The following is an 18474-nucleotide window of genomic DNA, read 5'->3' on the forward strand; positions in this document are numbered from 1 at the left end:
CGCGCCGGAACATCCGGAACAACCGGAACATGCAGAAACCCCGCCGGACGAATCCGGCGGGGTTCTGAATTGCGGTGGACCTGTGGGGATTTGAACCCCAGACCCCCTCGATGCGAACGAGGTGCGCTACCAGACTGCGCCACAGGCCCTTGCAACGAGTGAAACTCTAGCATCCTCATCCGGGTGCTTGGAAATCCGTTCCTGGCTGGTCAGCCAGGGCTCCCGGACAGGCGGTCACACGGTCCGCGCGCACAGGGCCGTGCGGCCCGCGCGCGGGGTCACTCGTTGGCCGCGCGCGGCCGTTCGCCGTCCTCGTACTGGTCGAACAGCGGGGTGCGGCCGCGCTCGCGGGCCCGCCGGGCGGACGCGGCGCGCCGGGCGTCGCTGCGACCGTCGCCGTCGGCCTCGGTCTCTTCGGCGGCCTCGGCTGGGCCGCCCTCCTCTGCGGGCTCGGCCTCGGGCTCGGCCGGTTCGACCGCGCTGGAGCGCGCGGAGCTCCACGCGTCCGGGGCTCCCAGGTCGACGCCGGAGGTGGCCCGCGGCGCGACGGGCGCGGTCACGTACGTCGGCAGCGGAACCGGCACCGGGTCCCAGCTGTCACCCCGGCCGGGGCCCCGCTGGCGTTCGCGCTGCTGGTCGACCCACTCGGCGTGGTCGGTCTGCTCGACGAGGGCGCGACGGTCGGCCGCGAGCACGGAAAGGCCGGGGTCGGCCTCCGGCTCGGGGCCTTCGTCCTGCTCCTCGGCGCCCGCGTCGAGGCCGGCCCGGCGGCGCGGCTGCCGCTCGCGCAGCCGCTGCGCCGCGGCCTCGGCCCGGCGGCGGTCCATGACGTAGGTGAAGCGCCGCCGCTCCTGGGCCCGCAGATAGACGATGTACGCGCTCAGCATCACGGCGGGCACGCCGGGAGCCCACAGGAACGCGAGTCCTCCGACGGCCGCCACGATCGCGCCGCAGGTGAAGGCGAGGAAGAGCATGACGGTCGTACGCCGCCGGCGCGCGAGTGCCTTCGAGCGCCTGGCGCGTGCTGCGGCCTCCGCCGCGGAGACCCGCCGGTCGGCGGGAACCCGCGAGGCCGCGGACGCGCTCGACGCCGACGACAGGGGGTCGGTGTGCGCCTGCTGCGATACCGGTCTGGTGGTCGCCGCGGCGCCCTGCGGGGCACTGTGCCGGGCGGCCGACTGCGGTGCCTGCTGGGGCTCCGGCTCGGCGGGCTGCGGGAGTTGGGCCTTGGTGTGTTCCCGGGCCGGAGGCATGGCGAAGGCCCGGACGTCCACCGAATCGGTGGCGCCGCCCGGGTCGGCGCTGGGCTCCCCCTCTTCGGTGGAGCGCGCCCGCAGGTCCTTGGCGTACCGGCGCTCCATCCCCGCCCGTCCGGACAGCAGCCGGATGGCGGTGCTGAAGCGTTCCGTCGGACGGGCTTCGTTCAGCTCGTCCTGCCTACGGAGCCACATCGGCACCAAGTAGGCGGCCCAGGCCCCGACGATGACTGCGTAGATGAGGCCGCTGCTGCTCACGCCTCACACGGTAGAGGGGTTTGCGTGAGGCCATCTGCCAATTGAGCCGGTGTGTCGCACGATCTGGCTGATATTTCGAGCTTTTTTTGTGACCGATGTGATCAGCAGGCTGCCGGGACCCGCGAATTTAATGCCGCGGGACGACCCCGAGAGGCACCGAGATGGTTCCGAGGTGATCGCCGACCGATCAATTTCGAACACACATTTCATTTACTGAGTACTCGGCCTGCTCCGGTTCTGTGAGCGTGCCCGCTGCCAGCGACCGAGAAGCCCCTCGGGCACCTCTTCCGCGGTGAGCGCGAAGACGAGATGGTCGCGCCAGGCCCCGTCGATGTGGAGATAACGCGGCCGGAGCCCTTCCTCACGGAATCCGAGTTTCTCCACGACGCGGCGGCTGGGTCCGTTCTCCGGGCGAATGCAGACCTCGATACGGTGCAGTCCGACCGTGCGGAAGCAGTGGTCGGTCACCAGCGCCACGGCCGTCGGCATCACCCCGCGCCCCGCCACCGCCTGGTCCACCCAGTAGCCGACGTGCCCCGAGCACATCGAGCCCCAGGTGATCCCGGCGACGGTCAGCTGGCCCACCAGACGGCCCTGGTACTCGATCACGAAGGGCAGCATGCGGCCCGCGTTCGCCTCGGCGCGCAGATGGCGGACCATCTGCCGGTAGGTCGGCCGGTGCGCTATCGGCCCGCTGGGGGTGGGCGGCGGAATGGTCGCCTCCCACGGCCGCAGCCAGTCGCGGTTGCGCCGGTTCACCTCGCGCCAGGCCCGCTGGTCGCGCACCTTTATCGGCCGGAGGACGACATCGCCGTCCACCAGCTCGACGGGCCAGGACGGGCTGTTCAGCTCGCACCCCCACTGCCGTTGGGTCTGGGGTGGTCGCCGCCGCGGATCTGCTCCACGGCGTGGACCAACAGGGGCTCCAGGACGGCCAGACCGTCCTTCACCCCGCCGGTGGAACCCGGCAGATTGACGATCAGCGTCCGGCCCGCGACTCCGGCGAGCCCGCGGGACAGCGCCGCCGTCGCGACCTTCTCTCTACCGAACGCCCTGATCGCCTCAGGAATGCCCGGCACTTCGTGATCCACCACGCGCCGGGTCGCCTCGGGTGTCCGGTCGGTGGGCGAGATCCCCGTGCCCCCGGTGGTCACGATGACGTCGTACCCGGCCTCGACGCCGGCGCGCAGCGCCGCCTCCACGGGGTCGCCGTCGGGCACGACCCGAGGGCCGTCGACGGTGAAGCCGTACGCCGTGAGCCCCTCGGCGATCAGGGGCCCGCCCCGGTCCGCGTAGACACCCGCGGCGGCCCGGTTCGAGGCGGTGACCACGAGGGCGCGGTACGACGGCGGTGTCATGTCCGGCTCCAGTCGCCCGACTTTCCGCCTGTCTTCTCCTCGACCCGTACGTCCGTGATGACCGCTCCCTTGTCGACCGCCTTGACCATGTCGATCACGGTCAGGGCCGCCACGCTGACCGCGGTCAGGGCCTCCATCTCGACGCCCGTACGGTCGGTGGTCTTCACGGTGGCGAGGATCTCGACGGCGTCGTCCGCGACCGACAGGTCGACCTTGACGCCCGACACCGACAGCGGGTGACACAGCGGGATGAGATCCGGGGTGCGCTTGGCACCCATGATGCCCGCGATGCGCGCGGTGGCCAGGGCGTCGCCCTTGGGCACTCCCCCGCCGCGCAGCAGCTCGACCACACGGGGGGAGACCAGGACACGGCCGCTGGCGCGGGCGGTGCGCGCGGTCACGTCCTTCCCGGAGACGTCGACCATGCGGGCGGCACCCGCCTCGTCGATGTGGGTCAGTCGGTCCTGCGTACTCATGTGCGGCAGCGCTCCCGGTCGGGCCTGTTGTGCGCGACACGGTACCGCCAACTCGGGGCGGGCAGCCGGGCAGGACCCCTCCGGGCTGCGGCCGGTCAGCCCAGCAGGACCACGTCGACCTCGGTGCCGGGCTCGACCGAGGTGGTGTCCTCGGGTACGACGATCAGCGCGTCGGCGTGCGCGAGGGCCGCGACCAGGTGGGATCCGGCGCCGCCGACGGGCGTCACCCGGCCGTCCTCGTACGTGGCCCGCAGGAACTGCCGGCGTCCCGAGGGCGAGGTCAGCGCCTTCTCGGTCTGCAGAGTCGCCCGGGTGGTGGGGCGGTGGACGTCGTCCAGGCCCATGAGGGTGCGGATCGCGGGTCGGACGAACAGTTCGAAGGAGACGTACGACGACACGGGGTTGCCCGGCAGGGCGAGCAGCGGGGTGTGGTCGGGGCCGATGGAGCCGAAGCCCTGGGGCTTGCCGGGCTGCATGGCGAGTTTGCGGAAGTCGACGCCGCCGCCCGCCTCGTCCTCGTCGCCCACCGAGGACAGGGCCTCCTTGACGACGTCGTACGCGCCGACGCTCACGCCACCGGTGGTGACCAGCAGGTCGGCGCGGATGAGCTGGTCCTCGATGGTGGAGCGGAGGGTCTCGGCGTCGTCGGCGACCGCGCCCACGCGGTAGCCGATGGCCCCGGCGTCGCGGGCGGCGGCGCACAGGGCGAAGCTGTTCGAGTCGTAGATCTGGCCGGTGTCCAACGCCTCGCCCGGCTGGACCAGTTCGCTGCCGGTGGACAGGACGACCACCCGCGGGCGGGGGCGCACGCGGACGGTGCCGCGGCCGATCGCGGCCAGCAGACCGAGCTGCGGGGGGCCGAGGACCGTGCCCGCCGCGAGAGCGAGGTCGCCCGCCCGCACGTCGCTGCCCTTCGCGCGCACGTGGGCGCGTGCCTCGGCCGGGCGGTGCACCCGCACCTGGCCGGAGGCGCCCTCGGGGGCGGCGCTGTGGGCGCGCATCCCGGAGACCGGGCCCTCGCCGAGTCCCCCGTCGGTCCATTCCACCGGAACGACGGCTTCGGCACCGGGCGGCAGCGGGGCGCCGGTCATGATGCGGGCCGCCTGCCCCGGACCCACGTGCGGCGGCTCGGCACCGCCGGCCGCGACATCGCCGACGACGGTGAGGACCGCCGGATACTCCTCGCCGGCGCCCGAGACATCCGCGACCCGCACCGCGTACCCGTCCATCGAGCTGTTGTCGAACGGCGGCAGGGAGACCGGCACCGTGACGTCCTCGACCAGGACGCAGCCCTGGGCGTCGAGGAGTTGCAGCTCGATGGGTTCGAGGGGGCGGACGGTCGCGAGGATGTCCTCCAGGTGGTCGTCCACCGACCAGAGGCGGTCCTGGCCGGTGGTGCGGGCGGCGGCAGCGCTGCTCAAGATCCCTGCATCTCCTCGGCTACGTAACTGCGAAGCCAGGTCCGGAAGTCCGGGCCCAGGTCTTCACGTTCGCACGCGAGTCGGACAATGGCACGCAGGTAGTCGCCGCGGTCACCGGTGTCATAGCGGCGGCCCTTGAAGACGACGCCGTGCACCGGGCCGCCGACCTTCTCGTCGGCGGCGAGCTGCTGGAGGGCGTCGGTGAGCTGGATCTCGCCGCCGCGGCCCGGCTCGGTCTTGCGCAGTATGTCGAAGATGTGCGGGTCGAGGACATAGCGCCCGATGATCGCGTAGTTGCTGGGAGCGTCCGCCGGGTCCGGCTTCTCGACCAGTCCGGTCACCTTGACCAGGTCGCTCTCACCGGTGGTCTCCACGGCGGCGGAGCCGTAGAGGTGGATCTGCTCGGGCTCGACCTCCATGAGCGCGATGACGCTGCCGCCGTGCTGCTCCTGGACCTCGACCATGCGGGCGAGCAGGGGATCGCGGGGGTCGATCAGGTCGTCGCCGAGGAGCACCGCGAAGGGCTCGTGGCCGACGTGCGGGGCCGCGCACAGGACCGCGTGGCCGAGACCCTTGGGGTCGCCCTGGCGCACGTAGTGCATGGTCGCGAGGTCGCTGGACTCCTGGACCTTGGCGAGGCGGCCGGCGTCGCCCTTCTTCTGGAGGGCCGACTCCAGCTCGTAGTTGCGGTCGAAGTGGTCCTCGAGGGGGCGCTTGTTGCGTCCCGTGATCATCAGGACGTCGTCGAGACCCGCCGACGCGGCCTCTTCGACCACGTACTGGATCGCCGGCTTGTCGACGACCGGCAGCATCTCCTTGGGAGTGGCCTTGGTGGCCGGCAGGAACCGGGTGCCGAGGCCTGCTGCGGGGATGACAGCCTTGCTGATCCTGGGGTGCGACTCAGTCATGCCCGTAACCATATCCGGTGGCTATGAGCAGAATCTGTGGCTCCGGTTACTTGGCTCTCATATGAGCACATAAAGAAACACGGGGAGAGATCTGTGAACCACGCCGGACGTGAGGCCGAGCCTGACAAGCGAATGTTGCGCCAAGGATTCCTCGCGGTGAGAAGCAGGTTGACAGCCGATGACCTGCGGGAGACCGCCGAGGTCCTGGCCGTGCGCGCACTGGAGCTCCCGGAACTGGCGCACGCGCGCACGGTGGCGGCCTACGTCTCCGTGGGGAGCGAGCCGGGCACCCTCGCGCTCCTGGACGCGCTGCACGCCCGTGGTGTCCGCGTACTGCTGCCGGTCCTCATGGCCGACAACGACCTGGACTGGGGCGCGTACGCGGGCGAGGGCTCCCTCATCCGTGTCCAACACGGCGGGCGGATGGCCCTCTTGGAGCCCGCGGGTGAGCGCCTCGGCCCCGAGTCCGTCCAGGAGGCCGACGCCGTCCTGCTGCCCGGCCTCGCGGTGGACCGGCGCGGACTGCGCCTGGGGCGCGGCGGCGGCTCGTACGACCGCGTACTGGCCCGGCTGGCGCGCGCGGGGACGGATCCGGCCCTGGTGGTGCTCCTGTACGACACCGAGGTCGTCGAGGACGTCCCGCGGGAGCCGCACGACCGTCCGGTGCACGCGGTGGTGACCCCTTCTGGGGTCCGGCGCTTCCAGTGACGTCGCCCGGGTCGCCCAGGCCGGGCTGCTGGGCGACCCGGCCTGGCCCGGACGGCTCGGCGTCCCCGCGGGCACGGAAAGGGCCCTCCACGCGTGCGTGGAGGGCCCTTTGCGCGGATGCCGTCAGTGCCTCACGGCTTGAGCACCAGGGTGTCCCTCGTGCTCTTGTCGACCGCGTTCGCCGAGAAGGCCCACGGCAGCAGCTCGCCCTCGGCCCACTTGTCCGTCTGGTCGGTGTAGTGCGCGCTGTAGGCGTGCCCGGACGCCCCGGAGAGGTTGATCCACTTCGACTTGTCGAGGTCGTCGAGGTTGACCACCATCCGCATCGACGGCACCCACACCACTCCGTAGCCGCCCGCGGCGTTCCAGCCGGTCGCGTTGACCGTCGCCTCGCCGCCACTGAGCTTCCAGGGGCCGCGGTTGAGCATGTACTTCAGGAAGGAGGGGCCCTCGGTGCCCAGGGTCTGGTTCTTCAGGAACAGGCGGTGCAGCCGGCCCCAGCTCCAGGTGTCGAGGTCCTTGCCGAGCTTGGCGGTCAGCTCCCAGCGGGCGTCCTTCATGGCCCGTACGAACAGCTCGTCACGGGTGTCGATCGCCTTGTCGAGGCGCGTCTTGGGCGCCTTCCACCAGTCGTTGTGCTCATCGTCGATGATCTTCCGGACCACCTCGAACCAGCGGTCGCCGCCGTCCGGCTGCGCCTGGTCGGCGTCGCGCTGACCGCACTCGAGCACCTTCCGGTCGTTGTCCGCGGGACCGGTGGTGTCGACCGGGTCGACGTACAGGCACTGGCCCTTGACCCGCAGCTCCTTGGGCAGCTTGTTGCCGAAGGCCAGTTTGAGGATGTTGCGCCAGACCGCGTTGAAGTACGCGGCCGCCGCGGAGTCGGCGTCCTGGGTGTAGTCCCAGCCCTCCAGGAGCTTCTGCGTCTCGCGGACGTTCTTGTCGGCGATGTCGAGCTTGAGCAGCTTGGGCACGATCAGCTTGGCGATCTCGCTGCTGTTGTCGAGCTGCATCTGCCGCATGTCGTCGGTCGAGATCTTGCCGCCGCCGTCGGTCTTCGTCTTGATCAGATCGGTGATCCGCTGGCTGCGCGCGCCGTAGCCCCAGTCCGTGGTGAGCGTGTAGGGGTACTTGTCCTTGTCGACGACGGCCTGGTTGGCGGTGACGATGTAGCCGCGCCCCGGGTCGAACTCATAGGGCAGCTCGGCCGGCTTGATGTAGCCGGTCCACCTGTACTTGGGGTCCCAGCCGGGCGAGGGGAGCGAACCGTCGTCGCCCTTCGGCCGGGTCGGGATCTTGCCGGGCAGCTGGTAGCCGATGTGGCCCTTGGCGCCCTTGCCGTCGGCGTAGATCAGGTTCTGCGAGGGCACCTCGAAGGACTCGGCCGCCTTGCGGAACTCGTCCCAGCCCGACGCCTTGTCGATCCGGAAGACGGCGTCCATGGAGGTGCCCGGGTCCAGGGCGGTCCAGCGCAGCGCGATGGCGTAGCCGTCGCCGCGGTCGGGCGCCGCGGCGTCGACGGTGGCCTTCTTGCCGACCTTGACCAGCTCGTCGTCACGGTCGGACAGCAGTGGTCCGTTGTTGGTGGTGCGCACGACGATCGTCTTGCTGCCGCCGCCTGCGATCTTGATCGTTTCCTTGCGGGTGGTGAAGGGCTTCACCTTGCCGTCGAACTGGTAGCCGTCGCCGGTGATCTTCTCCAGGTAGAGGTCGGTGACGTCGACCCCGGAGTTGGTCATGCCCCAGGCGATGTTCTGGTTGTGGCCGATTATCACGCCGGGCATGCCCGCGAAGGTGTAGCCGGAGACGTCGTACGGGCACTTGCTGGAGACCGCGGTGCAGTGCAGGCCCATCTGGTACCAGACGGAGGGCAGCGAGGCCGACAGGTGCGGGTCGTTGGCCAGCAGCGGCTTGCCGGTGATGGTGCGCTCGCCCGACACGACCCACGAGTTGGAGCCGATGCCGTTGCCGTTGACCCCGACGGCCGTGGGCACGTCGTCGAGGACGTCGTAGAGCTTGGAGAGCTGGCTCTGCAGACCGCCCGGCGCCGTCGTGTCGCCGGCCAGCCCGGTGCCCGCCGTCGACTGCCCGGTGCCGCCGGTGGTTGTCGAGCCGTTCTGGACGTACGACTGCGTGACGCTGTCGTACGCGCCCTCCTCGGTGATCGTCTTGTTCCGGTCGTACGGGTACTCCGGGTACAGGTCGGCGATCTGCTTCGGGCCCAGGCGGCTGGTCATCAGGGAGCGGTCGATCTCCTCCTGCATGTTGCCGCGCAGGTCCCAGGCCATCGCCTTGAGCCAGGCCACCGAGTCGACCGGGGTCCACTCCTGGGGCTTGTAGTCGTTGGTGAGACCGAGGGCCGCGTACTCCAGGGAGATGTCCTTGCCGTCCTTGCCCTTCAGGTAGGCGTTGACTCCCTTGGCGTACGCCTGCAGGTACTTCTTGGTGGAGGCCGACAGCTTGGTGTCGTACTCCTCCTTGGCGACCCGGTTCCAGCCCAGCGTGCGCAGGAACTCGTCGTTCTTGACCTGGCCCTTGCCGAACATCTCGGACAGCCGCCCCGAGGTCATGTGCCGGCGCACGTCCATCTCGTAGAACCGGTCCTGCGCCTGGACGTAGCCCTGGGCCATGAACAGGTCCGCGTCGGAGGAGGCGTAGATCTGCGGGATCCCGTAGCCGTCCCGCTTCACGTCGACGGGCCCCGAGAGCCCTTCGAGCGTGAGGGAGCCCTTGGTCTGCGGGAAGGAGGCACGGACGGTGCTGACTCCCCAGTACCCGCCGTAGGCCACTCCTCCGATCAGGGCCAGAACCAGGACGATCAGGATCAGACGGGCGCGGCGCCCCTTCTTCCTGCCGGACTTGCCGGGCTTTTGGCCGGAAGAGGCGGTCGTGTTCGGGGGCATCGCTGTCCTTGCTGTCCTAACGCGAGCGGCAGGCGGTCCTGGAGTGCTGGAGCAACCATAGGCGCAGGGCCCACCGCGCCTTGACGCGGAGTCGGGTACCGGACGGCCGAGCGTTTGATCTCGGCCTCAGGAGCGTCAAGAAAGCGTCAAGAGTTAGGTAAGGTAACGAAGTACTTGGACCGCTGTACCGACTTCCGGCGTTCGGATCGACATGCTCGGATCCCGTGCCCGGATCGGCGAGAAGGGAACGGCCGCTGACTGTCCACCACCTCAACCAGCTCTTGCTCGTCTGCTCGCTCGTTCTGCTCGTCGCGGTGGCAGCGGTTCGGATCTCGTCGCGCAGCGGGCTCCCCAGCCTGCTCGTCTACCTGGGCATCGGCATGGCCATGGGCCAGGACGGCGTCGGCGACATCCACTTCAGCAACGCCGAGCTGACCCAGGTCATCGGATACGCGGCCCTGGTCGTGATCCTGGCCGAGGGCGGCCTCGGCACGAAGTGGAAGGAGATCAAACCGGTCCTTCCCGCCGCCACCTCACTGGCGCTGGCCGGCGTCGCGGTGAGCGTGGGGGTCACGGCCACCGCCGCCCACTACCTGATCGACCTGGAGTGGCGGCAGGCGCTCATCATCGGCGCGGTGGTGTCCTCGACGGACGCGGCGGCGGTCTTCTCGGTGCTGCGCAAGGTCCCCCTCCCCTCCCGCGTGACGGCCGTCCTGGAGGCCGAGTCGGGGTTCAACGACGCCCCGGTGGTCATCCTCGTCGTCGCCTTCAGCACGGCGGGCCCCGTGGAGCACTGGTACGTGCTGGTGGGAGAGATAGCCCTGGAGCTGGCCATCGGCGCGGCCATGGGTCTCGCGGTCGGCTGGCTCGGCTCCTGGGGGCTGCGGCACGTGGCGCTGCCGGCCTCCGGCCTCTACCCGATCGCCGTGATGGCGATCGCCGTCACCGCCTACGCGGCCGGCGCCCTCGCCCACGGCAGCGGCTTCCTCGCCGTGTACCTCGCCTCGATGATGCTCGGCAACGCCAAGCTGCCGCACTGGCCCGCCACCCGGGGCTTCGCCGAGGGGCTCGGCTGGATCGCGCAGATCGGCATGTTCGTGCTGCTCGGCCTGCTGGTCACGCCGCACGAGATGGGCGACGACATCTGGCCCGCGCTCGTCATCGGCCTGGCGCTGACCGTGGTGGCCCGGCCCCTGAGCGTCTTCGCCGCCCTGCTGCCCTTCCGCATCCCCTGGCAGGAGCAGACGCTGATGTCCTGGGCGGGGCTGCGCGGCGCCGTGCCCATCATCCTGGCGACCATCCCGATGGTGAGCGGCATCGAGGAGAGCCGCCGGATCTTCAACATCGTCTTCGTCCTGGTCGTCGTCTACACCCTCATCCAGGGCCCCACGCTGCCCTGGCTGGCCCGCACACTGCGGCTGGCGGAGTCCAAGGGCCCCGCCGACCTGGGCATCGAATCGGCGCCCCTGGAGCGGCTGCGGGGGCATCTGCTGTCCGTGGCGATCCCCAAGGGGTCGCGCATGCACGGCGTCGAGGTGGCCGAGCTGCGGCTGCCCGCGGGCGCCGCCGTCACCCTCGTCGTACGCGAGGGGACCTCCTTCGTACCGCTGCCCACGACGGTGCTGCGGCGCGGCGACGAACTGCTGGTGGTGGCCACCGACCCGGTCCGCGACGCGGCCGAGCGACGGCTGCGTGCGGTGGGCCAGGGCGGCAAGCTGGCGGACTGGCTGGGCCCTCTGGGCGGCGGCCGCGGACGCTGAGACGGCGGAAATCCACCCCGTTGCGCATTCACAGGCGAGTGGCGCCGTGGTGCTCGCTTTCACAGGCACCGCACGCCTTTCCCCCTGTACCATGAAGGCATACTTTGATCGAACCAACTCTGCCTGACGCAGAGCTGGCGCGACCGTATGGCGGTCGCGGTGCCCTTGCAGGGGGCGGCGCGGCATCTACCGCAGTTCCGCGCAAGAGGACAGCTCTCGGCGCCCCCGCACGGGCGCGCTACCAGGCGGCAGAAAGGCACGGGCCGTGGCATCCACGGTCACCTCCCGCCCCGGGTACGGACAGCTGCTGCGCACCCGCGGCGCCTGGACGTTCCTGCTTCCCGGCTTCGCGGCGCGCCAGCCGTTCGCGATGCTGACCATCTCCCTCGTGCTCCTCGTCCAGCACACCACCGGCTCGTACGGGGCCGCCGGCGCCGTCGCCGCGGCCACCGGCGTCTCCATGGCGCTGTTCGCGCCCTTCACCGGCCGTCTCGCCGACCGTCACGGGCAGCGGGCCGTCCTGCTGCCCGGCGTCCTGGTGCACGTCCTGGCCGCCCTCTGCCTGACCGCCCTGGCCCTGTCGGACGCCCCCCTGTGGGTCCTTTTCCTCGCCGCCGTGCCGACCGGCGCCTCGGTGCCTCAGATCGGGCCCATGGTGCGCGCCCGCTGGGGCGTGAAACTCCAGGACTCGCCCCTGATGAGCACCGCGGCGGCCTTCGAGTCCGTCACGGACGAGCTGACCTTCGTCCTCGGCCCGCTGGTCGCGACCGCCCTGTGCACCACCGTGCACCCGGCCGCGGGCCTGCTGACCGAGGCCGCGCTGACCCTGGTCGGCGGCCTTCTCTTCGCCGCGCAGAAGAGCACCCAGCCCGCCACCGCCCGCGAGGGGCACGCGCGCGTGGAGCACGGTTCCGCGCTGCGGATCCCCGGAGTGCGCGTACTGATCGTGACCTTCCTGGGCATCGGCTCCGTCTTCGGCGGCATGCAGGTCTCGCTCGCCGCGTTCAGCGAGTCCATCGGCGAGCCCGGCATGAACGGCGTCCTGTACGGCGTCTTCGCCGCCGGCAACATGCTGTCGGGCGTCGTCTGCGGCGCCATCGCCTGGAAGGTGGCCCCCCGGCGCCGCCTCGTCATCGGGTACGCCGCCCTCACCCTCGCCGCGTCCGGCCTGTGGGCCGCCCACTCCGTGGCCGTGCTCATCGGCATCGGACTGCTGGTCGGCATGTGCATCGCTCCGGCCCTGATCACCGGCTACACGCTGGTCGAGGGGCTGGTGCCGGCCGGCGCCCGCACCGAGGCCTTCACCTGGCTGACCGGTGCCGTCGCCCTCGGCCAGGCCGCGGCCGTCACCGTGGCCGGGCAGATGGAGGACCGCCTTTGGGACGGCGCCGGATTCCTGGTGCCGATGGGCGGTACGGCCCTGGCCCTGTTCACCCTGGTGGCCCTGCGTTCACGGCTCGCGACACGACCCGCCGGCCGCACCGTCGCACGTGGCGTCGGTCACCGAGTGCCGGTGACAGTGGACTGATCTCTCGGAATACGTCACTATGGACCGTCGTTAGCACTCATTGAGTGAGAGTGCCAGGAGGAAGACAAGTGCCGACCTACCAGTACCAGTGCACCGAGTGCGGCGAGGGCCTCGAGGCGGTGCAGAAGTTCACCGACGATGCCCTGACCGAGTGCCCCAACTGCGGTGGCCGCCTGAAGAAGGTGTTCTCGGCCGTCGGCATTGTCTTCAAGGGCTCCGGCTTCTACCGCAATGACAGCCGCGGCTCCTCGTCGACCAGCTCGCCGGCGTCCAAGCCGTCGACGTCGTCACCGGCGTCGTCCTCTTCGTCCTCGTCTTCGACGACCTCGTCGTCCTCGGAGTCGAAGTCGTCGGGCAGCGGTTCGTCCAGCAGCTCCGCCGCGTAGTCGGCGGCGCCGGAAGCGATTCCTACCGGACCCTGTCGTCACCGACGGCAGGGTCTTCGGTGTGCCCCGGGCCCGGTTAGGGTGCGGTCCATGGCGAACACGGAGAATCCACTGAACCCGGCCCAAGAGCAGCCGCCGGCCGCGGCCGAGATCGGCGTCATCGGCGGCTCGGGCTTCTACTCCTTCCTCGACGACGTGACCGAGATACAGGTGGACACCCCTTACGGGCCGCCCAGCGACTCCCTGTTCCTCGGCGAGATCGCCGGGCGACGGGTCGCCTTCCTGCCGCGCCACGGCCGCGGCCACCATCTGCCGCCGCACCGCATCAACTACCGGGCCAACGTGTGGGCGCTGCGCTCCGTCGGCGCCCGGCAGATCCTCGGGCCCTGCGCGGTGGGCGGTCTGCGCCCCGAGTACGGGCCGGGGACGCTGCTCGTGCCGGACCAGCTGGTCGACCGGACGAAGGCGCGGGCACAGACGTACTTCGACGGACTGCCGCTTCCGGACGGCACGGTGCCGAACGTGGTGCACGTGTCGCTGGCCGACCCCTACTGCCCCGTCGGCCGCAAGGCCGCTCTGGAGGCGGCGCGCGGGCGGGACTGGGAGCCGGTGGACGGCGGCACGCTCGTGGTGGTCGAGGGGCCCCGGTTCTCCACCCGCGCCGAGTCGCTGTGGCATCAGGCGCAGGGCTGGTCCGTGGTGGGCATGACCGGCCATCCGGAGGCCGCGCTCGCCCGTGAACTCGAGCTCTGCTACACGTCGTTGACCCTGGTCACCGACCTGGACGCGGGCGCCGAGGCCGGCGAGGGCGTCTCGCACGACGACGTCCTCAAGGTGTTCGCGGCCAACGTGGACCGGCTGCGGGGCGTGCTGTTCGACGTGGTGGCGGGGCTGCCGGAGAACGGAACGCGGGACTGCCTGTGCACGACGGCCATGGGGGGCATGGACCCGGGGTTCGAGCTGCCGTGACGGTCGCCGGGCGGGACGGGGCGAGGCGGGTACGGACCGGCGCCGAGACCGGTCGAGGCGTGCGGAACTCCTCGTTCGGGTGAGGGAGTTGTCCACAACTGGTCGGTGATCCACCGGCTCCGACGGGATTCGCGGCGAGGCCTCATCGTGGGATCGCAAGCCCGGTCCCTCGTCGCAGGTGGTGGTTCCCCATGGTCCAGCTCTCCCCGTCCGCCCGCCCGCTCCCCACGGCTCCCGTCCTCCCCTGGGGCGCCGAGGTCCCCGTGGGGTGGCCCGTCGGCCCCTACGTGGGCCCGCCCCTGGACCCGTACGACGCGGGCGAGCCACCGCCGGTGCCGGGTGTGGAGACGCCTCCGACCTGCGAAGTGCCGCAGTTCCCGCCCGTTCGCGTACGCGGCGGCCGGTATCGGCTGCGGTGCCTCACCCGGCACCGGCGGCGGGCCGTGGCCGCGGGTCTCGCGGTCACGGCGGCGGCCCTCGTGGCGGCCGGCCCCCGAGTCGCGGAGCGGGCGCGCGGCCACCCGGCGTCCTCGACTTCGCCCTCGCCCTTGTCCACTCCTGGGTCCGCTTCGTCCCCCTCCCCCTCTTCACCTTCCGGTTCCGCTTCCGGTTCCGTGCGGGGACCCGGCGGGGCCGAGATGGTGGCGGCGCCGGTGCGGATCGCCGACGCGGCCACGGTGCGGCTGCTCAGGCCGGGGGATCGTGTCGACGTGGTCGCGTCGGACGGCCGCGGGCAGGGGCGCGTGGTCGCGGCCGGGGCCCGGGTGAGCGCGGTGCCGGACTCCGGCGGTACGGAACCCGGTGCGCTGGTCGTGCTGTCCGTGCCCCGGCCCACCGCGGCACGGCTGGCGGGTGCGGGCATCACCTCACGGCTGGCGGTGACACTGTGCTGAGGACTCCGCCGGATATCGAATCGGTGTCAAGTCCCACACGGGAGCTACGGGATTGGACAGCTCCGGCGTGCCCTGACGTAGGTTGCGGAGCTGTTTGTTCCACAACTTGTGCAGAGGGGCCCCTTGGTGAGCGAGAAGCAGCAACCCGGCGTCTGGGAGGGCTTCAAGGCCTTTCTCATGCGGGGCAATGTCATCGATCTGGCCGTCGCGGTGGTCATCGGAGCGGCCTTCACCAACATCGTCAACTCGGTGGTGAAGGGCATCATCAACCCGCTGGTGGGTGCGATCGGCACGAAGAACCTCGACAGTTACACCAGCTGTCTGAAGGATCCGTGCAAGGGCAGCGGGGACACCGCCACGGGGGTTCGGATCCTCTGGGGCTCGGTGCTGGGCGCCACGCTCAGCTTCGTGATCACCGCGGCCGTCGTCTACTTCCTGATGGTCCTGCCGATGTCGAAGTTCCTGGCCCGGCAGGCAGCCCGCCAGAAGGCCAAGGAGGGCACGCAGGAGATCGTCGAGGTGTCCGAGCTGCAGGTGCTCAAAGAGATCCGCGACGCCCTGTTGGCTCAGCGCGGTCCGGGGCAGCGGCCCGACTAGGCCTGTTCCGACGAGGGCTGTCGTCACAGTGGGGACCGGGCGGGGGCCGGTCCCGAGGGCGCGGGGGCCGTGTCCGCCGGCCCCGCTGCCCGGCTCAGATGTGGTGGGGCGGCTTCTCGTCGAGGAAGCGCTTCAGGTCCGCCGCGCTGTCGGCGTCGTCGCGCGACCCCTCGCCCCATCCCCGGTCCGTGTCGTCGGAGGACTGCCGGCTCAGCGGGTCGTCGAAGACCAGCGTCGGCTTCCGGGGAGCGGGGCGCACCTCCCCGGACGACTCGGTGCGCGGTTCCGGGGCATCGCGCGGTTCGGGCGCGGGGGTGGTACTCATGCGTCCAGGGTACGCCGAGGGCGTGCCGGCCCCTCGCGCCACAACCAGGAGATCAGGCCCCCGGCGTGGGCGTTCCGGGTTCTTTTCTGCTGTGCTTGGCCGCATGACGTCCAGTTCCGCTTCCGAATCCGCACCGCCGCCCGACACGTCCCGGCACGGGCCCTTGCGCAGGATGACCGCCCGGGGCCGGGACGAGGCGCACCGGGTCGCGACGCCGCTGGAGCTCTTCTTCGACCTGTGCTTCGTCGTGGCGATCGCCCAGGCCGGCGCCGAGCTGATGCACTCCATGGCCGAGGGCCACGCGGGCCGGGGCATCCTCAACTACGTGATGATCTTCTTCGCCATCTGGTGGGCGTGGATGAACTTCACGTGGTTCGCCTCGGCGTACGACAACGACGACGTGCTCTTCCGAGTGGTCACGCTGGTGCAGATCGGCGGTGTGCTGGTGCTCGCCGCCGGGGTGTCGCGGGCGTTCGAGAACCACGTCTTCCTGGCCGTCTGGCTCGGCTACGTGATCATGCGGCTCGCGCTGATCACCCAGTGGCTGCGAGCGGCGCGCTCCAGCGAGGGCGCCGAGAGAACGATGGCGCTGCGCTACGCGGCCGGCGTGCTGCTTTGCCAGGTCGGCTGGCTCGGTCTGGTGGTCCTGCCGGAGTCCGCCCGCGCCTGGGTGTTCCTGGTGATGGCGCCCTTGGAGATGTGCGTCCCGTTGTACGCGGAGAAGGACTACGTCACCTCGTGGCACGCCCACCACATCTCCGAGCGGTTCGGCCTGTTCACGATCATCGTGCTGGGCGAGTCGATCTCCGCGGCCACGGTCGCCGTGAAGACGGGCGTGGACGAGCAGGACGCGCTGGGCCATCTGCTGCCGATCGCCGTGGGCGGACTGCTGATCGTCTTCGCCGCCTGGTGGATCTACTTCGCGGTGCCCATCCACGGTTTCCTGCGGTCCAACAGGCAGTCGTTCCTGTGGGGGTACGGCCACTATCTGATCTTCTCGTCGGCGGCCGCGATCGGCGCGGGTCTGGAGGTCGCGGTCGAGCAGGCGGTCGGCAAGGCGCACATCTCGACGCTCGCCGCGTCCGCCGCGGTGACACTGCCGACGGCGCTGTACTTCCTCATGGTGTGGCTCCTGCACGCGCGCCACTTCAAGGTGGGCACCGCTCAGCAACTGGTGCTGCCGACGGCCGCGTTGCTGGTGATCCTGTGCACCTTCCTGGGCGAGTGGGCGGTGCTCGTGGCAGGAGTCGTGGCGGCCCTGACGGTGGCCGTGGGAGTGATCCTGACGGCGCGGATGACCGCGCCGGAGAGACGGGAGACGGCGGGGGCCGCTTAGGGGCCCGGGCCGCGTAAGGGCCGATCGAGCGGCTCGGGCACGGGCGGACAGGCCGACTGATCGACGGGCAGGCAGGCACGCGGGCAGCCGGGCAGGCGGGCAGTACCGGCGGAGGGGAGTACGGGCCGAGGGGAGTACGGGCGGACCGGCGGGCGGGCGAGTGGGTGGACGGCCGAGCGGGCGCGCCCGGGAAGCGCGGAGGAAGCGCTGGGCGGAGAGGGGAGCGCCGAGGGCGGGGCGGGGGAAACACTGGACCCATGACAGTTGACGCTCTGACAGATGTCGCGGGGCTGCGCGTCGGGCACGCGACACGTACCGGCGGCGGTTGGCTCACCGGCACCACCGTGGTGCTCGCTCCCCCGGGCGGCGCCGTCGCGGCCGTCGACGTGCGCGGCGGTGGACCCGGCACCAAGGAGACCGACGCGCTCGACCCGCGCAACCTGGTGCAGCAGGTCGAGGCGGTCGTCCTGACCGGCGGCAGCGCGTACGGACTGGACTCCGCGTCCGGGGTGATGGCCTGGCTGGAGGAGCGGGGCCGCGGCGTACGGGTGGGCGTCGATCCGGCGCACGTCGTGCCGGTGGTGCCCGCCGCCTGCGTCTTCGACCTGGGCCGCGGCGGCGACTTCCGGGCACGGCCGGACGCGGCCACGGGCCGGGCCGCGGTCGAGGCGGCCGACGCGAGCGGACCGGGCGCCCCGGTGGCGGAAGGGTGCGTGGGTGCCGGCACGGGGGCGACGGTCGGGTCGGTCAAGGGCGGTGTCGGGACGGCGAGCGCCGTGCTCGACTCGGGGATCACGGTGGCCGCGCTGGTGGTGGCCAACGCGGCGGGATCGGCCGTGGATCCGGAGACCGGAGCGCTGTACGGGGAGTTGCTGGGGGGCGGCCGGGTGGAGTATCCCCCGGCCGGGGTCCACGAGGCGGCCCGGCACCGCCTTGCCGAGGCCGCCGCGAAGAACGCGCCGCCGCCGCTGAACACCACGCTCGCCGTCGTCGCGACCGACGCGGCCCTCACCCGGGCACAGGCGCACAAACTCGCCGGGACGGCACACGACGGCATCGCCCGCGCGGTACGGCCGGTGCATCTGCTCAACGACGGGGACACGGTGTTCGCGCTGGCCACCGGCGTCCGGCCACTCGCCGCCGGGAACCCGCTCGCGCTCAACGAGATCCTGGCGGCCGGCGCGGACCTGGTGACACGGGCGATCGTGCGGGCGGTACGGGCGGCCGGGTCGGTGGACGGCCCGGGCGGGGCGTGGGCGTCGTACGAGGAGTTGTACGGGAGCCGGTAGTCGAACAGCCGGACGTCCACCGACCAGTCGTCGGCTGCCGGTCGTCGACAGCCCCTGGGCGACTGCCCGTGGTCGACAGGCCGTGGTCGGCAGCCAGCAGCCG

The 18474-nt window shown here is 71.3% G+C and carries 17 protein-coding genes and 1 tRNA gene; 9 read left to right on the forward strand and 9 right to left on the reverse strand.

The genetic code is table 11. The annotated features are described in order from the left end of the window. Positions 1 to 75: 75 nt before the first annotated feature. The 7 genes from OHB41_RS20635 to galU all read right to left on the reverse strand — a co-directional run bounded on the left by OHB41_RS20635 (position 76) and on the right by galU (position 5677). Positions 76 to 149: transfer RNA gene (locus tag OHB41_RS20635), tRNA-Ala, on the reverse strand. Positions 150 to 278: 129 nt separating this feature from the next. Beyond that, positions 279 to 1514 (reverse strand): divisome protein SepX/GlpR, encoded by a 1236-nt coding sequence (gene sepX / locus OHB41_RS20640; RefSeq protein WP_266699698.1) that lies wholly within the window; start codon positions 1512 to 1514, stop codon positions 279 to 281. A gap of 210 nt (positions 1515 to 1724) precedes the next feature. Beyond that, the gene (locus OHB41_RS20645; RefSeq protein WP_248001966.1) at positions 1725 to 2333 is read right to left on the reverse strand and encodes a GNAT family N-acetyltransferase; all 609 of its coding nucleotides are present in this window, start codon (positions 2331 to 2333) and stop codon (positions 1725 to 1727) included. Between the two features lie 26 nt (positions 2334 to 2359). Then, positions 2360 to 2872, reverse strand: coding sequence for a MogA/MoaB family molybdenum cofactor biosynthesis protein (locus OHB41_RS20650; RefSeq protein ID WP_266699699.1), 513 nt, complete (start codon positions 2870 to 2872; stop codon positions 2360 to 2362). Further along, complete coding sequence (gene moaC, locus OHB41_RS20655) at positions 2869 to 3348, reverse strand: cyclic pyranopterin monophosphate synthase MoaC (RefSeq protein ID WP_266699700.1); 480 nt, start codon at positions 3346 to 3348, stop codon at positions 2869 to 2871. Before moaC ends, OHB41_RS20650 begins: the two co-directional genes overlap by 4 nt. A 95-nt stretch (positions 3349 to 3443) precedes the next feature. Beyond that, on the reverse strand, positions 3444 to 4769 hold the full coding sequence (glp, locus tag OHB41_RS20660) for a molybdotransferase-like divisome protein Glp (protein ID WP_266699701.1): 1326 nt from the start codon (positions 4767 to 4769) through the stop codon (positions 3444 to 3446). Further along, a complete protein-coding gene (galU, locus tag OHB41_RS20665; protein ID WP_168528581.1) occupies positions 4766 to 5677 on the reverse strand; it encodes a UTP--glucose-1-phosphate uridylyltransferase GalU in 912 nt (303 codons plus the stop codon). Before galU ends, glp begins: the two co-directional genes overlap by 4 nt. A gap of 132 nt (positions 5678 to 5809) precedes the next feature. Between galU and OHB41_RS20670 the strand changes: the two genes are divergently transcribed. Continuing rightward, positions 5810 to 6385, forward strand: coding sequence for a 5-formyltetrahydrofolate cyclo-ligase (locus OHB41_RS20670; RefSeq protein WP_266699702.1), 576 nt, complete (start codon positions 5810 to 5812; stop codon positions 6383 to 6385). Between the two features lie 131 nt (positions 6386 to 6516). Here the strand turns inward: OHB41_RS20670 and OHB41_RS20675 are convergent, their stop codons facing one another. Continuing rightward, positions 6517 to 9288 (reverse strand): penicillin acylase family protein, encoded by a 2772-nt coding sequence (locus tag OHB41_RS20675; RefSeq protein ID WP_266699703.1) that lies wholly within the window; start codon positions 9286 to 9288, stop codon positions 6517 to 6519. A 224-nt stretch (positions 9289 to 9512) separates the two neighbouring features. Between OHB41_RS20675 and OHB41_RS20680 the strand changes: the two genes are divergently transcribed. The 6 genes from OHB41_RS20680 (at position 9513) to mscL (ending at position 15421) form a co-directional block, all read left to right on the forward strand. Further along, on the forward strand, positions 9513 to 11048 hold the full coding sequence (locus OHB41_RS20680) for a potassium/proton antiporter (RefSeq protein WP_266699704.1): 1536 nt from the start codon (positions 9513 to 9515) through the stop codon (positions 11046 to 11048). A gap of 265 nt (positions 11049 to 11313) precedes the next feature. Further along, entirely contained in the window at positions 11314 to 12576 is a 1263-nt protein-coding gene (locus tag OHB41_RS20685) for an MFS transporter (protein ID WP_266699705.1), read from the forward strand. A 68-nt stretch (positions 12577 to 12644) separates the two neighbouring features. Next, on the forward strand, positions 12645 to 12962 hold the full coding sequence (locus OHB41_RS20690) for an FmdB family zinc ribbon protein (RefSeq protein ID WP_266699706.1): 318 nt from the start codon (positions 12645 to 12647) through the stop codon (positions 12960 to 12962). A gap of 90 nt (positions 12963 to 13052) precedes the next feature. Beyond that, complete coding sequence (locus OHB41_RS20695; RefSeq protein ID WP_266699707.1) at positions 13053 to 13931, forward strand: S-methyl-5'-thioadenosine phosphorylase; 879 nt, start codon at positions 13053 to 13055, stop codon at positions 13929 to 13931. A gap of 191 nt (positions 13932 to 14122) precedes the next feature. Then, positions 14123 to 14824: a hypothetical protein gene (locus tag OHB41_RS20700; protein WP_266699708.1), complete on the forward strand. Its 702-nt coding sequence runs from the start codon at positions 14123 to 14125 to the stop codon at positions 14822 to 14824. A 126-nt stretch (positions 14825 to 14950) separates the two neighbouring features. Further along, positions 14951 to 15421: a large conductance mechanosensitive channel protein MscL gene (gene mscL / locus OHB41_RS20705; protein WP_266699709.1), complete on the forward strand. Its 471-nt coding sequence runs from the start codon at positions 14951 to 14953 to the stop codon at positions 15419 to 15421. A 94-nt stretch (positions 15422 to 15515) separates the two neighbouring features. Here mscL and OHB41_RS20710 read toward each other — a convergent pair whose 3' ends face one another. Next, a complete protein-coding gene (locus OHB41_RS20710) occupies positions 15516 to 15746 on the reverse strand; it encodes a hypothetical protein (RefSeq protein WP_266699710.1) in 231 nt (76 codons plus the stop codon). Between the two features lie 103 nt (positions 15747 to 15849). On the opposite strand from OHB41_RS20710, the gene OHB41_RS20715 reads away from it, so the two are divergent. Both OHB41_RS20715 and OHB41_RS20720 read left to right on the forward strand, forming a co-directional pair. Then, positions 15850 to 17082 (forward strand): low temperature requirement protein A, encoded by a 1233-nt coding sequence (locus OHB41_RS20715; RefSeq protein ID WP_266699711.1) that lies wholly within the window; start codon positions 15850 to 15852, stop codon positions 17080 to 17082. A 257-nt stretch (positions 17083 to 17339) separates the two neighbouring features. Further along, positions 17340 to 18371 (forward strand): P1 family peptidase, encoded by a 1032-nt coding sequence (locus OHB41_RS20720; protein ID WP_266699712.1) that lies wholly within the window; start codon positions 17340 to 17342, stop codon positions 18369 to 18371. The last annotated feature ends 103 nt before the right edge of the window (positions 18372 to 18474 follow it).

This window comes from Streptomyces sp. NBC_01571 (genome assembly GCF_026339875.1).
In the GTDB taxonomy this organism is placed as follows: Bacteria; Actinomycetota; Actinomycetes; order Streptomycetales; family Streptomycetaceae; genus Streptomyces.

Excerpts from the sequence above, each read along its gene's own strand:
- OHB41_RS20720 (WP_266699712.1), top strand. The coding sequence starts at position 17,340 with ATGACAGTTGACGCTCTGACAGATGTCGCGGGGCTGCGCGTCGGGCAC.
- OHB41_RS20650 (WP_266699699.1), bottom strand. The coding sequence starts at position 2,872 with ATGACACCGCCGTCGTACCGCGCCCTCGTGGTCACCGCCTCGAACCGG.
- OHB41_RS20670 (WP_266699702.1), top strand. The coding sequence starts at position 5,810 with ATGTTGCGCCAAGGATTCCTCGCGGTGAGAAGCAGGTTGACAGCCGAT.
- OHB41_RS20710 (WP_266699710.1), bottom strand. The coding sequence starts at position 15,746 with ATGAGTACCACCCCCGCGCCCGAACCGCGCGATGCCCCGGAACCGCGC.
- OHB41_RS20695 (WP_266699707.1), top strand. The coding sequence starts at position 13,053 with ATGGCGAACACGGAGAATCCACTGAACCCGGCCCAAGAGCAGCCGCCG.
- moaC (WP_266699700.1), bottom strand. The coding sequence starts at position 3,348 with ATGAGTACGCAGGACCGACTGACCCACATCGACGAGGCGGGTGCCGCC.
- OHB41_RS20675 (WP_266699703.1), bottom strand. The coding sequence starts at position 9,288 with ATGCCCCCGAACACGACCGCCTCTTCCGGCCAAAAGCCCGGCAAGTCC.
- galU (WP_168528581.1), bottom strand. The coding sequence starts at position 5,677 with ATGACTGAGTCGCACCCCAGGATCAGCAAGGCTGTCATCCCCGCAGCA.
- OHB41_RS20700 (WP_266699708.1), top strand. The coding sequence starts at position 14,123 with ATGGTCCAGCTCTCCCCGTCCGCCCGCCCGCTCCCCACGGCTCCCGTC.
- OHB41_RS20715 (WP_266699711.1), top strand. The coding sequence starts at position 15,850 with ATGACGTCCAGTTCCGCTTCCGAATCCGCACCGCCGCCCGACACGTCC.